The organism is Janthinobacterium sp. 13 (assembly GCF_002749695.1).
GTDB classification, from domain to species: domain Bacteria; phylum Pseudomonadota; class Gammaproteobacteria; order Burkholderiales; family Burkholderiaceae_D; genus Janthinobacterium; species Janthinobacterium kumbetense.
On sequence record NZ_PEEQ01000001.1, the window covers coordinates 3458001 to 3471177 of the forward strand.

The window sequence follows — 13177 nt, forward strand, 5'->3', positions numbered from 1 at the left end:
CATGGAAAATACCGTCCGCTGGGGCATCCTCGGCACCGGCAAGATCGCCCGCGCGATGGCCAATGGCCTGCGCGATGCGCCCGGTGCGCAACTGGTGGCGGTAGCTTCGCGCAGCGAGGTTGGCGCACAAGCCTTCGGCGCCGAATTCGGCATCGAGCGTTGCCACGGTTCCTACCAGGCCCTGGCCCTTGACCCCGACGTGGACGTGATCTACATCGCCACGCCGCACACCCTGCATGCGGAAAATGCCATGCTGTGCCTGGCCGCTGGCAAGCACGTCGTGTGCGAAAAACCGTTCACCATGAATGCGCGCGAAGCGCAGGCCGTGGTCGATATGGCACGCGACAAAAAACTGTTCTTGATGGAAGCCATGTGGAGCCGTTTCCTGCCCGCCGTGCAGGAAGCGCAGCGCATCATCGCCAGCGGCGAAATCGGTGTGCAGCAGCAGGTGCAGGCCGACATCGGCTTTGTCGCCAATTTCCCGCCCGAGCACCGCATGTTCAATCCCGAACTCGGCGGCGGCGCGCTGCTCGACGTGGGCATCTATCCGCTGTCGATGGCGGCCTTCTTCCTCGGCCCCGTATCGCAGGTACAGGCGCTGGCCGAGATGGGCGCCACCGGCGTCGATGAACAGGTCGTGTTTTCGCTGTTGCACGCGGGCGGCGGCACCTCGTCCTGCGCCTGCAGCCTGCGCGCGCAAACGCCGACGGAAATGACCATTTCCGGCAGCCTGGGGCGGATTCGCCTGCCCAACCGTTTTTATAAGCCCGACCACCTGATCGTCGAAGCGATGGATGGCGCACGCCGCGTCGTCGCCGCGCCCCATCTGGGCAATGGCTATGCGCACGAGGCGATCGAAGCGATGCGATGCATCCGCGCCGGCTTGCTGGAAAGTCCCGTCATGCCGCATGCGGACAGCGTGGCGCTGATGCACAACCTTGACACCATGCGTGGCCAGATCGGCCTCGTGTACCGAGCCGACCAGGCGTGAACAGGAACCCCATGACATTGCACCCATCCCGTCCCAGCCTGAAAACCGTCCTCATCGCCAGCGGCGTCGTGCTGACCCTGGCGATGGGCGTGCGCCATGGCCTGGGTTTCTGGATGCAGCCGATCTCGCAAGCGAATGGCTGGACGCGCGAAACGTATTCGCTGGCGCTGGCCATGCAAAACCTGATGTGGGGCGTCTTCGGCCCGTTCGCCGGCATGGCGGCCGACCGTTTCGGCACCATGCGCGTCGTCATCGTCGGCGCCATCAGCTACATGGCGGGCCTGGTGTGGATGGCGCTCGTGACGCAGCCCACGCTGTTCATCATCGGTTCCGGCATCTTCATCGGCCTGGCGCTGGCCTGCACTGCCTTTGGCGCCATCAGCGGCATCATCGGCCGCAGCGCGCCGCCCGAGCAGCGCTCGTGGGCCTTCGGCATCTCGTCGGCCGCCGGCTCGTTCGGCCAGTTCCTCATGATGCCGGTCGAGCAGCAACTGATTTCCGCCGTGGGCTGGCAAAACGCCTTTTATGTGCTGGCCGCGCTGGTGCTGCTGGCCATGATCCCGATGGCCTTCTACTTGCGTGAGCCGCCCGTGTCGCACGCCGGCGGCCCGCAGCAAAGCGTGGGTGCCGCTTTCCGCGAAGCCGTTGCCAGCCGTTCGTTCTGGCTGCTGCTGGCAGGGTATTTCGTGTGCGGCTTCCAGCTGGTGTTCATCGGCGTGCACTTGCCGGCCTACCTGAAGGACCAGGGCCTGATGAATCCGAATATCGCCGTCACGGCGCTGGCGCTGATCGGCCTGTTCAACATCATCGGCTCCTACTATGCGGGCAAACTCGGTGGCAAGATCGCCAAGCGCTACCTGCTGTCTGCCATCTACGTGACGCGCGCCGTGGTCATCACCGTGTTCCTGCTGGCGCCTTTGTCGGCGTGGTCCGTGTACCTGTTCGCCGCCGGCATGGGTGTGCTGTGGCTGTCGACCGTGCCGCTGACGAACGGCATCATCGCCGGCATCTTCGGCGTGAAGCATCTGTCGATGCTGGCGGGGATGGTGTTCTTCTCGCACCAGGTGGGCAGTTTCCTTGGCGCGTGGCTGGGCGGCTATCTGTACGAGCACCAGGGCAGTTACCACATCGTGTGGATGATCACCATCGGCCTGGGCTTGCTGGCCGCGCTGATCAACCTGCCCATCGACGAGCGCGCCGTCAAGCGCGTGGCGGTGGCCGCGTAATGGCCAGCTGGCGCACCTGGCTATGGCGCCTGGCTGGCGCCGCGCTGCTGGCTCTCGTCTTCCTGGCCTATCTGCGTCCCGATTTCATGCTGGACCTGGCGAACCGCTTCTGGATGTGCATGTAGGGCGCTCCTAGACTTTCAGGAACTCCTCTTTGCCGCCCAACCAGCGGGCCAGGTGCGCTTCCACGGTGGTCGCGGCGGCCGTCGTGGTGGCGTGCAGCAGGTCGTGCGCCACGTCGCGCGCCTGATCGACCAGCCATTGATCCGTTTCCAGGTCGGCGAAGCGCAGCATGGCCTGGCCGGACTGGCGCGCGCCGAGGAATTCGCCGGGGCCGCGGATTTCCAGGTCGCGGCGGGCAATTTCAAAACCGTCCGTCGTTTCGCGCATGGTCATCAAGCGCTGGCGTGCCACGCCGCCTAGCGGACCCTGGTACAGCAGCAGGCAGACGCTGGCCGCCGAGCCGCGGCCCACGCGCCCGCGCAGCTGGTGCAGCTGCGACAAGCCGAAGCGCTCGGCATGCTCGATCACCATCAGCGAGGCGTTCGGCACGTCGACGCCCACTTCGATGACGGTGGTGGCCACCAGCACGTGGATATGCCCGGCGATGAAGGCGTCCATCACTTCCTGCTTTTCCGCCGGCTTCAGGCGGCCGTGCACGAGGCCCACCTGCAGCGCGGGCAGGGCTTCGGCCAGCATCATGTAGGTGTCGGTGGCCGTCTGCAGCTGCAGCGCTTCCGATTCCTCGATCAACGGGCAGACCCAGTACACCTGCCGGCCTTCCAGCGCGGCCGCATACACGCGGGCGATGACTTCGTCACGCCGGTTCTGGTCGATGGCGCGCGTGACGATGGGACTGCGTCCGGGCGGCAGCTCGTCGATCACCGATACTTCCAGGTCGGCGTAATACGTCATGGCCAGGGTGCGCGGAATCGGCGTGGCCGACATCATCAGCTGGTGCGGCACGGCTGCGCTGTCGCCCTTGTTGCGCAGGGTCAGGCGCTGGCCCACGCCGAAGCGGTGCTGCTCGTCGACGATCACCAGGCCCAGTTTGGCAAACAGCACATTGTCCTGGATCAGCGCATGCGTGCCGATCACCAGCTGCGCTTCGCCCGATTCGATCAGGGCCAGCGCCGCCGTCTTTTCTTTTTTCTTCAGGCTGCCCGTCAGCCAGGCCACCTTCACGCCCAGCGGCTCCATCCAGGCGGCGATCTTGCGGAAGTGCTGCTCCGCCAGGATTTCCGTGGGCGCCATCAGCGCGGCCTGGTAGCCGCTGTCGATGGCTTGCGTGGCTGACAGGGCGGCGACGACCGTCTTGCCGCTGCCGACGTCGCCCTGCAGCAGGCGCTGCATCGGGTAGGGCTGGCGCAGGTCGGCGCGGATTTCCTCGAGCACGCGCGCCTGCGCACCCGTCAGCTTGAAGGGCAGGGCGGCGCCGAAGGCGTTCGATAAAGTCCCGACGACGGGCAGCGAGGCGGCGCCTTTCGAGCGGCGCGCGCGCTGGGCGCGTTTGAGCGACAGCTGCTGCGCCAGCAGTTCATCGAACTTCATGCGCACCCAGGCCGGGTGCGAGCGGTCCATCAGCGCGCTTTCATCGATATCCTGCGGCGGATAGTGCAGCAGGTGCACGGCGGCGCGGAACGGCGACAGCTGCATGTCGCGCAGCAGATGATCGGGCAAGGTGTCTTGCCAGTCGATGCGGCGCATGGCGTCGGCGATTTCGCGCCGCAGCACGTGCTGCGACAGGCCTTCGCCGGACGGGTACACGGGCGTCAGGGCCGTGGGCAGCGGCGCGCCTTCGTTGACCACCTTATACGTCGGGTGCACCATCTCGGCGCCGAAGAAGCCGTGTTTGAGTTCTGCGCGCGCGCGTACCCGCGTGCCTTCGGCCAGTTGCTTGACCTGGCTGCCATAAAAATTCATGAAGCGCAGCAACAAATTGCCCGTTTCATCGGCGATCGTCACCAGCAATTGCTTGCGCGGCTTGAAATTGACTTCGCACTTGGTGACGACGCCCTCGACTTGCCACGACTCGCCGCCGCGCAGGCAGGCGTCGCGTATCGTGTAGACCTTGGTTTCGTCCTCGTAGCGCATCGGCAGGTGCAGCACCAGGTCCATATCCGTGCGCAAGCCCAGTTTGGCCAGCCGGCTTTCCGTGCTGACCACTTTTTTGGCGGCTTTCGGCTTCGCGGCGGGCTTGGCTGCGGGAGGAAGATCGGGCTTTGGATCGGACATATGCAAGGTTTTGGTGCCGCTAGCGTAAAATAGAGGGTTGTCCGGCACACCCTGTGCGTACCGCAGTCGTAGTTGTTGCGGCGGATTATTGTAATGCCTGTATAGGCGCACAGTATAGTGCCAGATGTTCCATTGCGCACTCCTAATCATTTTTGACGTACTTTTGAAGCAAAACGCATGTATTCGCTTTCCGATTTCGATTTTAATTTGCCGCAAGAAAACATTGCGCAAACTCCGTTGGCCGAGCGCAGCGCCTCGCGCCTGTTGCATCTGGACGGCGACGCCCTGGTTGACCGCAGCTTTGCCGATATCGTCGGGCTGTTGCAGGCGGGCGACCTGCTGGTGATGAACGATACGCGCGTGCTCAAAGCGCGCTTCTTCGGCGTCAAGGAAAGCGGCGGCAAGATTGAGGCGCTCGTCGAGCGCGTGCTGGACGACCGCACCGTGCTGGCCCAGGTGCGCGCCTCGAAGTCGCCGCCGCCCGGCTGCCGCATCCGCCTGGCCGATGCCTTCGACGTGACCGTCGGCCAGCGCGCCGGCGAATTCTTTACGCTGCACTTCGACGCCGACGTGTTCGAGCTGATCGAGGCGCATGGCCGTTTGCCGCTGCCGCCCTATATCGAGCACGATGCGGACGAATTTGACGAAACGCGCTACCAGACCGTGTTCAACAAGGTGCCCGGCGCCGTGGCGGCACCGACGGCCGGCCTGCATTTCGACCAGGCCCTGCTCGACCAGCTGAAAGCGAAGGGCGTCAACTTTGCCTATGTGACCCTGCACGTGGGCGCCGGCACCTTCCAGCCCGTGCGCACGGAGGTGCTGGCCGAACACAAGATGCATACCGAGTGGTACACCATGCCGCAGGAAACCGTCGACGCCGTGCGCGCCGCCCAACTTGCCGGGCGCGACGTGGTGGCCGTCGGCACGACCAGCCTGCGCGCGCTGGAATCGGCCTCGCAAAGCGGCCAGCTGGTGGCGGGCAGCGCCGATACGGCCCTGTTCATCACGCCCGGCTATGCATTTAAAACGGTAACGCGCCTGATCACCAACTTCCATTTGCCGAAATCGACCCTGCTGATGCTGGTGTCGGCCTTTGCCGGTTATGAGCCGATCCGCAGCGCCTACGTGCATGCGATCGCGCAGAATTACCGTTTCTTCAGCTATGGCGACGCGATGCTGCTCACCACGCAATCGCGCGCTGCGCTGAACCTTGATACTCCCGTGAAAGACTGACATGCTGGAATTTAAACTACTCAAGACCGACACGAGCGGCCTGACCAAGGCACGCCGCGGCACCTTGAAACTCAACCATGGCATCGTGCAGACGCCGATCTTCATGCCAGTGGGCACTTACGGTTCCGTGAAGGCCATGTCGCCGCTGGAACTCAACGAGATCGACGCGCAGATCATCCTGGGTAACACGTTTCACCTGTGGTTGCGTCCAGGCAACACCGTCATGGAGAAATTCGGCGGCTTGCATGGCTTCATGGGCTGGAACAAGCCGATCTTGACGGATTCGGGCGGCTTCCAGGTGTTTTCGCTGGGCGCCATGCGCAAGATCACGGAAGAGGGCGTGCATTTCAATTCGCCCATCAATGGCGATAAACTGTTCCTGTCGCCAGAAGTGTCGATGCAGGTGCAGCGCGTCTTGAATTCCGACATCGTCATGCAGTTCGACGAATGCACGCCGTACGAAATCCAGGGCCGTCCGGCCACCATCGAGGAAGCGGCCAAGTCCATGCGCATGTCGCTGCGCTGGGCGCAGCGCTCGAAGGATGAGTTCCACCGCGGCGAAAACCCGAATGCGCTGTTTGGCATCGTGCAGGGCGGCATGTTCGAAATGCTGCGCGATGAGTCGCTGGCCAAGCTGGAAGAGATCGATTTCCCCGGCATCGCCATCGGCGGCCTGTCCGTCGGCGAGCCGAAGGAAGACATGATGCGCATGCTGGCCCACGTGGGACCGCGCTTGCCGGCCAACAAGCCGCATTATCTGATGGGCGTGGGTACGCCGGAAGACCTGGTCGCGGGCGTGTCGAACGGCATCGACATGTTCGACTGCGTCATGCCGACGCGTAACGCCCGCAATGGCTGGCTGTTTACCCGTTTTGGCGACATCAAGATCAAGAACGCCAAGTACAAGGAAGACCAGGCGCCGCTGGACGAGACCTGCAGCTGCTACGCCTGCCGCAATTTCTCGCGCGCGTACCTGCACCATTTGCACCGTTCCAAGGAAATCCTCGGCGCGCGCCTGAACACCATCCACAACCTGCATTACTACCTGGACTTGATGCGCCAGATGCGCGAGGCGCTGGACGAAGACCGTTTCCACGCGTTTACCCTGCAATTCCATGCGGAACGCGCACGCGGAACTTAAGAAAAGCTTAGCTTGAGCCCTGGCTGCGGCATGGCCGGAAGTTTTGTGTATTGGTGCTTGGACTGGGGCGATAAAGCATTGCATAATGCTTTTTTAGCCCCATTTAAAGTTGCCATGGCTGCAATTCGGGTTATGACGTATAGCCAATGCTAGAATACAGCGCTATTTTTTCAAACTGATTAGAACTGGAGTCACCGTGTTTTTCATTTCCAACGCTTATGCGCAAGCCCCAACCGAAGCCCTGGGCCTCGGCGGCAACCTGACCAGCTTCCTGCCGCTGGTATTGATGTTCGTGGTCATGTATTTCCTGATGATCCGCCCACAGCAAAAACGCGCCAAAGAACAACGGGCGATGATGGACGCGCTGGCCAAGGGTGACGAAGTCGTCACCGCCGGCGGCATGCTGGGCCGTGTTTCCAAGGTAGTGGACGCTTACGTCACCATCGAAGTGGCGGCCGGCACCGAAATCACGGTGCAAAAGAGTTCCATCACCACCTTGCTGCCTAAAGGCACCCTGAAGGCGCTGTAATTCCTCGCTGTCATTGCCTTGGCAATGATAGATCCGGGGCGGCTATCCGCCGCCCCTCGCGACGCCTCCGACGCTCAACACTGAACGCTGAATCACTATGAATCGCTATCCTGCCTGGAAATACATCATCATCGTCGTCGCCTTATTGCTGGGCGCACTCTATACGGCGCCCAACTATTTCGGTGAGTCACCGGCGCTGCAAGTAACCAGCGGCAAGTCGACCGTCAAAGTGACGGGCGAGCTGATGACGCAAGTCGAGCAAATATTGACGAAAGAGAACGTCAAGTCGGAAGGTGTCACCATGGATGGCGCCGGCAATCTCGCCTCCGTGCGCGTGCGTTTTGCCGATCCCGATACCCAGTTCAAGGCAAAACTGGTGCTGGAAAAGGATCTGAACCCCGATTCCACCGATCCCGCGTTCATCGTGACGGTCAACCTGCAAGCCAATACACCGATGTGGATGCAAAAATTGCATGCCTTGCCCATGTTCCTGGGCCTGGATTTGCGCGGTGGCGTGCACTTCCTGATGCAGGTCGATGCGAAAGCCGTACTGAACAAGAAAGTCCAAGGCGTCCAGTCCGCCGCGCGTAGCGTGTTGCGCGACAAGAATATCCGCCATGCCGGCATCGAGCGCGTGGGCGACAGCGTGCAAATCAACTTCCGCGACGCCGAGACGCGCCTGAAGGCAAAAAATGTCCTGTCCGACCAGATGACGGAACTGGCGTTCGCCGATGCGGGCGAAGGCAGTGATTTGAAACTGAACATCACCCTGAAACCGGCGGCCCTGAAGGCAACCATCGACGAAGGCGTCAAACAGAATATCTCCACCCTGTCCAAGCGCGTCAACGAGCTGGGCGTGGCCGAGCCGCTGATCCAGCAGCAAGGTCCTGACCGCATCGTGGTGCAATTGCCTGGTGTGCAGGACGTGGCCCGCGCGAAGGCCATCATCGGCCGCACGGCGACCCTGGAAGTGCGCCTGGTCGATGAAACCATCGTGCCTGGTACAGAACTGTCGAGCGCCATCCCGTTCAACTCGGAACTGTTCACCGTCGGCAAGGGCGTCCCTGTCGTGCTGGCGAAAGACGTGATCCTGACGGGCGACTATATCTCCAGCGCCACGGCCAGCTTCGACCAGAACCAGCAAGCGGCCGTGTCGATCGACCTGAATGGCGACGGCGGACGCAAGATGCGCGAAGCGACGCGCGAACGCGTCGGCAAGCGCATGGCCATCGTGCTGTTTGAAAAAGGCAAGCCGGAAGTGCTGTCGGTTGCGACGATCCAGCAGGAACTCGGTTCGCGCTTCCAGATCACAGGCATGGGCGGCGCGGAAAACGCGAATGAACTGGCGCTGCTGCTGCGCTCGGGCGCCCTGTCCGCACCGATGACCGTCATCGAAGAACGCACGATCGGACCGCAGCTGGGCGCGGAAAACATCGCCAAGGGCTTCCACTCGACCCTGTACGGCTTCATTGCCATCGCCATCTTCATGATCGCCTACTACATGCTGTTCGGCGCCTTCAGCGTACTGGCCTTGGCCACCAACCTGCTGCTGCTGGTCGGCTTGCTGTCGATGATACAGGTGACGCTGACCTTGCCAGGTATCGCCGCTATCGCGCTGGCGCTGGGCATGGCGATTGACGCCAACGTGCTGATCAATGAACGTATCCGCGAAGAGCTGCGCGCCGGCAATACGCCGCAAGCGGCGATCGCCGCCGGCTTCGACCGCGCCTGGGCCACGATTCTCGATTCGAACGTGACCACCCTGATCGTCGGCCTGGCGCTGCTGGCCTTCGGCAGCGGCCCGGTGCGCGGCTTTGCCGTCGTACATTGCCTGGGGATCCTGACCTCGATGTTCTCCTCCGTTTTCGTCTCGCGCGGCGTGGTCAACCTCTGGTATGGCCGCAAGAAAAAGCTGACGACCTTGTCGATCGGCACGGTCTGGGTACCGGGCACCAGCAAATAAGCCAGGGCTCCGACTTACCGAATAGCGTCAACAGCGATAGCGTCCGGCGGCCCAGCCGCCGGACGCACAGAACAGAACTCAGAGGATTTCATGGAATTTTTCCGGATCAAAAAAGATATTCCCTTCATGCGCCATGCGTTGATTTTCAACGTCATTTCGGCCGTGACCTTCATTGCCGCCGTCTTCTTCTTGTTCCACAAGGGCTTGCACCTGTCCGTGGAATTCAAGGGCGGCACCCTGATGGAGGTCAAATACCCGAAAGCGGCCAACCTTGAAGGCATACGCGGCACCCTGATCGGCCTCGGCTATGAAGAGCCGGGCGTGACCAGCTTCGATACGGCGCGCGACGTGATGATACGCCTGCCGGTGGAAAAGGGCGTGACTGCCGCGAATACCTCGCAGCGCGTGTTTGAAACGCTGTGCAAGGCCGAGCAAGGCACGACCAAGGGCATCGATACCGTCACCGACAAGGGCGAGCACGTCATCAAGACCGCCTGCGTGGACCCTGCCGGCAACGAAGCGCTGGTGCTGCAGAAAGTCGAATTCGTCGGCCCGCAAGTGGGCGAGGAACTGACGCAGAACGGCTTGAACGCGCTGGTGATGGTTGTCGTGTTTGTGATGATCTACCTGGCCGTGCGCTTCGAATGGAAATACGCCGTGTCGGCGATTATCGCCAACTTGCATGACGTGGTCATCATCCTGGGCTTCTTTGCCTTCTTCCAGTGGGAATTCTCACTGACGGTGCTGGCGGCCATCCTGGCGGTGCTCGGTTATTCCGTCAACGAATCGGTGGTGATCTTTGACCGTATCCGCGAAAACTTCCGCAAGCAGCGCAAGGCTTCCGTGCATGAAGTGATCGACAACGCGATCACCAGCACCATTTCGCGTACCATCATCACCCACGGCTCGACCCAGATGATGGTGCTGTCGATGCTGGTCTTCGGCGGCCAGACCCTGCACCATTTCGCGCTGGCGCTGACCATCGGTATCTGCTTCGGTATTTACTCCTCCGTGTTCGTCGCGGCCTCGATCGCCATGTGGCTGGGCGTCAAGCGCGAAGACTTGATCAAGCCGGTCAAGGAAAAAGACGAAACCGACGGCGCCGTGGTGTAAGCGCAGGGTTTTTTGCAGGTCGAATGAAGAACGATCACCGTTTGCGGTGGTCGTTTTTTTTATGGCGGATGACGATGAAGCGTTTTTTATGGGTAGGTTTGATGGCGGGCATGACGGCGCTGGCCGGCGCCGCCGATTTCAGCCGCACTGGCAGCGATAGCATCGCCATGCGCGGCCCGATCGCCGCGGGCGACGTGGCCAAGCTGCAAGGGTTGGCAGCGCCAGGCACCATGCTGTTGCGCGTCAATAGCGATGCAGGCGACCCGCAGGCGGCCATGCAACTGGGCCGCTATCTGCGCCAGCAGCAATGGCGTCTCACCATCGACACCGTCTGCGCGGGCAGCTGCGCGCTGTACGTCTTCCCGGCCGCGCGCCATGTGCATATCCCCGCCGGTGCCGTGCTGGCGCTGCAGGAATCGGCGTTCCTGCGCGCGCAGGCTGGCCCGGAGCGCATGCGCCGCAGCCTGGTCGAGGCGGGCGTGCCTGCCGATGCGCTTGACCGTGAAACGGCGGCGCTGGCGGCCCAATTGGCAGAGACGGCAGCGCTGGAAACGGCGTTTGCCGCGGAGCTGGGCATCGCACCCGCCTTTTACCGCGATTTCCGGCAAGTGGCGGTGCAGGCCGAGAGCGTGCGCCAGCGCTTTCCCGACCAGGAGGCGGCTGTCTACTGGTGGCCAGCCGCCGCCCGGCTGCAGCGCTGCTACGGCATCGCCGGCGTGCAAGAGGGGACGCGCGCGGCGCGCCTGGCGTCCGACGGCTATCTGTACGTGCCGGCCCTGTCGGCCCTGGTCATGGGCGACCAGGCTTTGCAGGCCTGTCCATGAGCCGCAGCGGCCGCCTGTTCCTGCTGATGGACGCCATGCGCGCCAGGCGCGTGCCCGTCACGGCGGCCCAGCTGGCGCAGCAGCTGGGCGTTTCCGAGCGCACGATTTATCGCGATATCCAGACCCTGGCCGAATTGGGCGCCCCCCTGCAGGGCGAGGCCGGCATCGGTTATGTGCTGCGCCGTGGCGCCTTCTTGCCGCCGCTGATGTTTGGCGCCGATGAACTGGAGGCGCTGGTGCTGGGCGCGCGCTGGGTGCGCCGGCAGGGCGATGCCGGCCTGGCGCAGGCGGCCAGCAATGCCCTGGCGAAGATCGCGGCCGCCTCGCCGCGCGACCTGCGCGACAGCATGGCCGAGACCAGCTTGTGGGTGCCGCTGGGGCGCCCCGCCGATGGCACGCAGCCGGCCGACCGCTACGTGCAGCCCGTGCGCGAGGCCATCCGCTACGAACAGAAGCTCACCCTGGGCTACCAGGATGAGCATGGCAGCGCCACCTCGCGCACGGTGTGGCCGTTTGCCCTGGCGTTTTTCGAAGGCAAGCGCCTGCTGGCCGCGTGGTGCGAGCTGCGCGGCGATTACCGGCATTTCCGCATCGACCGCATCGCCAGCGTGCAGCAGCATGACGAACGCTATCCCACGCGGCGCCATGTGCTGCTGGATGCCTGGCGCAAGGCGCACGAGATTGATCCGGAAAGCTAGCGCCCCGGAATCCTGACATCCGCTCCTGACAAAAACTGTCAGTGACGGCGACTACGATGGTGGCTTCTTCACTCACCGGAGCCATCTGCCATGCGCCTGTACCACCACCCCATGTCCTCGAATGCCCGCCGTGCCCTGATGACGGCGATCCACCTCGGCTTGCCGCTGGAACTGGCGGAAGTCGACCTGATGAATGCGGATGACCGCCGCCGTCTGTCCGAGCTGAACCCGAACGGCAAGGTCCCCGTGCTGGCCGATGGCGCTTTCCTGCTGTGGGAATCGTGCGCCATCATGCAATACCTGGCCGAGCAGATGCCGGGCCAGACGATTTATCCGCAGGCGCCGCAAGCCCGCGCCGACGTCAACCGGTGGCTGTTCTGGGCCGCGCAGCACTTCGCGCCCGCCATCAGCGTGCTGGCCTGGGAACGCGCCTGGAAGGGCATGACGGGCAATGGTCCGGCGGATCCGCTGGAAGAGGCGCGCGGCGAGCGCGATCTGCATGAATGCGCCGTGGTGCTGGATGCGCATCTGGCGGGACGCGGCTGGCTCAGCGGAGAAGATGTGACCCTGGCCGATTTCGCCGTGGCCGCGCCGCTCATGTACAGCGAGGCCGTGCGGCTGCCGCTGGCGCAGTACCAGCATATCCAGGCGTGGTTTGCCCGCGTGCGGCAACTGCGCGCCTGGCAGGAAACGGACGTGCAGCTATCGCCGGGATAATCTGCGCGCTAAGTGTGCCAGCGCACGGAGCTGGCGCGGCGCACGGCATAAGATAGGGCTGTCTCTTTCAGGACATCCCTAGCTTTGGACTTTACCCGCTTTCGAGCGGGTTTTTTTTGTCCGGTGTTTGAGGGTGGCTTGATAATTTGATACTTGCTGCACATGTGGGGCCTCTCCCACTGCCAGCAGGTACGCCATGTTCATGCCACGCCACCCGAAACCCCTGTTGAGTACCAAGGCGGTTGCCACGCAAGTCGTCCAGCAAAAGCAGGAAATGAAGGCCATGGACAAGCATGTGCTGATCGTCGACACGGTCAAGCCGGCAGCAGCACCGCCAGCGGGCAAGAAGCCTGCTGTTTGATGGACGAGCACCTTCAGCAGCGACGGCACCGCATCGTCCCATTCTTGATTTTTTCCCAGACCAGGGGGATGGTCCGGGCGCAGCCATGCAGGGATGCGCAATTACCCAATTCGAAACGGAAGTCATTTTTGAACCTGGTGGGGTAT

Annotated in this window: 13 protein-coding genes; 12 read left to right on the plus strand and 1 reads right to left on the minus strand. The window is 62.9% G+C overall.

Going from position 1 to position 13177, the window contains the following annotated elements; genetic code table 11:
* The first annotated feature begins 1 nt into the window (after position 1).
* The 3 genes from CLU94_RS15150 to CLU94_RS28705 are packed head-to-tail and all read left to right on the plus strand — an operon-like array spanning position 2 to position 2342.
* Positions 2–991: a Gfo/Idh/MocA family protein gene (locus CLU94_RS15150; RefSeq protein ID WP_099666205.1), complete on the plus strand. Its 990-nt coding sequence runs from the start codon at positions 2–4 to the stop codon at positions 989–991.
* 11 nt (positions 992–1002) lie between these two features.
* On the plus strand, positions 1003–2217 hold the full coding sequence (locus tag CLU94_RS15155; protein ID WP_099666206.1) for an MFS transporter: 1215 nt from the start codon (positions 1003–1005) through the stop codon (positions 2215–2217).
* Positions 2217–2342 (plus strand): hypothetical protein, encoded by a 126-nt coding sequence (locus CLU94_RS28705; protein WP_255206293.1) that lies wholly within the window; start codon positions 2217–2219, stop codon positions 2340–2342. Before CLU94_RS15155 ends, CLU94_RS28705 begins: the two co-directional genes overlap by 1 nt.
* Before the next feature lie 7 nt (positions 2343–2349).
* Here CLU94_RS28705 and recG read toward each other — a convergent pair whose 3' ends face one another.
* Positions 2350–4452 (minus strand): ATP-dependent DNA helicase RecG, encoded by a 2103-nt coding sequence (gene recG, locus CLU94_RS15160; RefSeq protein WP_099666207.1) that lies wholly within the window; start codon positions 4450–4452, stop codon positions 2350–2352.
* Between the two features lie 177 nt (positions 4453–4629).
* Between recG and queA the strand changes: the two genes are divergently transcribed.
* From queA to CLU94_RS28400, 9 genes are all read left to right on the plus strand, one after another.
* Positions 4630–5685: a tRNA preQ1(34) S-adenosylmethionine ribosyltransferase-isomerase QueA gene (gene queA / locus CLU94_RS15165; RefSeq protein WP_099666208.1), complete on the plus strand. Its 1056-nt coding sequence runs from the start codon at positions 4630–4632 to the stop codon at positions 5683–5685.
* A 1-nt stretch (position 5686) separates the two neighbouring features.
* Positions 5687–6826, plus strand: coding sequence for a tRNA guanosine(34) transglycosylase Tgt (gene tgt / locus CLU94_RS15170; protein WP_077408846.1), 1140 nt, complete (start codon positions 5687–5689; stop codon positions 6824–6826).
* A gap of 196 nt (positions 6827–7022) precedes the next feature.
* Entirely contained in the window at positions 7023–7355 is a 333-nt protein-coding gene (gene yajC, locus CLU94_RS15175) for a preprotein translocase subunit YajC (protein ID WP_077408845.1), read from the plus strand.
* 97 nt (positions 7356–7452) lie between these two features.
* Positions 7453–9318 carry a protein translocase subunit SecD gene (gene secD, locus CLU94_RS15180; protein WP_099666209.1) on the plus strand — a complete coding sequence of 622 codons (1866 nt, stop codon included), beginning with the start codon at positions 7453–7455 and terminating at the stop codon, positions 9316–9318.
* 90 nt (positions 9319–9408) lie between these two features.
* Complete coding sequence (secF, locus tag CLU94_RS15185) at positions 9409–10431, plus strand: protein translocase subunit SecF (protein ID WP_099666210.1); 1023 nt, start codon at positions 9409–9411, stop codon at positions 10429–10431.
* A gap of 74 nt (positions 10432–10505) precedes the next feature.
* The gene (locus CLU94_RS15190; RefSeq protein ID WP_143451429.1) at positions 10506–11255 is read left to right on the plus strand and encodes a hypothetical protein; all 750 of its coding nucleotides are present in this window, start codon (positions 10506–10508) and stop codon (positions 11253–11255) included.
* Positions 11252–11953: a helix-turn-helix transcriptional regulator gene (locus CLU94_RS15195; protein ID WP_180278668.1), complete on the plus strand. Its 702-nt coding sequence runs from the start codon at positions 11252–11254 to the stop codon at positions 11951–11953. The genes CLU94_RS15190 and CLU94_RS15195 overlap by 4 nt, the downstream gene beginning before the upstream one ends.
* Positions 11954–12043: 90 nt before the next feature.
* Positions 12044–12670, plus strand: a complete 627-nt coding sequence (locus CLU94_RS15200; RefSeq protein ID WP_099666212.1) for a glutathione S-transferase family protein — start codon at positions 12044–12046, stop codon at positions 12668–12670.
* A 196-nt stretch (positions 12671–12866) separates the two neighbouring features.
* Positions 12867–13031: a hypothetical protein gene (locus CLU94_RS28400; RefSeq protein WP_180278669.1), complete on the plus strand. Its 165-nt coding sequence runs from the start codon at positions 12867–12869 to the stop codon at positions 13029–13031.
* Positions 13032–13177 lie beyond the last annotated feature (146 nt).

Excerpts from the sequence above, each read along its gene's own strand:
- CLU94_RS15150 (WP_099666205.1), top strand. The coding sequence starts at position 2 with ATGGAAAATACCGTCCGCTGGGGCATCCTCGGCACCGGCAAGATCGCC.
- CLU94_RS15155 (WP_099666206.1), top strand. The coding sequence starts at position 1,003 with ATGACATTGCACCCATCCCGTCCCAGCCTGAAAACCGTCCTCATCGCC.
- CLU94_RS28705 (WP_255206293.1), top strand. The coding sequence starts at position 2,217 with ATGGCCAGCTGGCGCACCTGGCTATGGCGCCTGGCTGGCGCCGCGCTG.
- recG (WP_099666207.1), bottom strand. The coding sequence starts at position 4,452 with ATGTCCGATCCAAAGCCCGATCTTCCTCCCGCAGCCAAGCCCGCCGCG.
- queA (WP_099666208.1), top strand. The coding sequence starts at position 4,630 with ATGTATTCGCTTTCCGATTTCGATTTTAATTTGCCGCAAGAAAACATT.
- tgt (WP_077408846.1), top strand. The coding sequence starts at position 5,687 with ATGCTGGAATTTAAACTACTCAAGACCGACACGAGCGGCCTGACCAAG.
- secD (WP_099666209.1), top strand. The coding sequence starts at position 7,453 with ATGAATCGCTATCCTGCCTGGAAATACATCATCATCGTCGTCGCCTTA.
- secF (WP_099666210.1), top strand. The coding sequence starts at position 9,409 with ATGGAATTTTTCCGGATCAAAAAAGATATTCCCTTCATGCGCCATGCG.
- CLU94_RS15190 (WP_143451429.1), top strand. The coding sequence starts at position 10,506 with ATGAAGCGTTTTTTATGGGTAGGTTTGATGGCGGGCATGACGGCGCTG.
- CLU94_RS15195 (WP_180278668.1), top strand. The coding sequence starts at position 11,252 with ATGAGCCGCAGCGGCCGCCTGTTCCTGCTGATGGACGCCATGCGCGCC.
- CLU94_RS15200 (WP_099666212.1), top strand. The coding sequence starts at position 12,044 with ATGCGCCTGTACCACCACCCCATGTCCTCGAATGCCCGCCGTGCCCTG.
- CLU94_RS28400 (WP_180278669.1), top strand. The coding sequence starts at position 12,867 with ATGTTCATGCCACGCCACCCGAAACCCCTGTTGAGTACCAAGGCGGTT.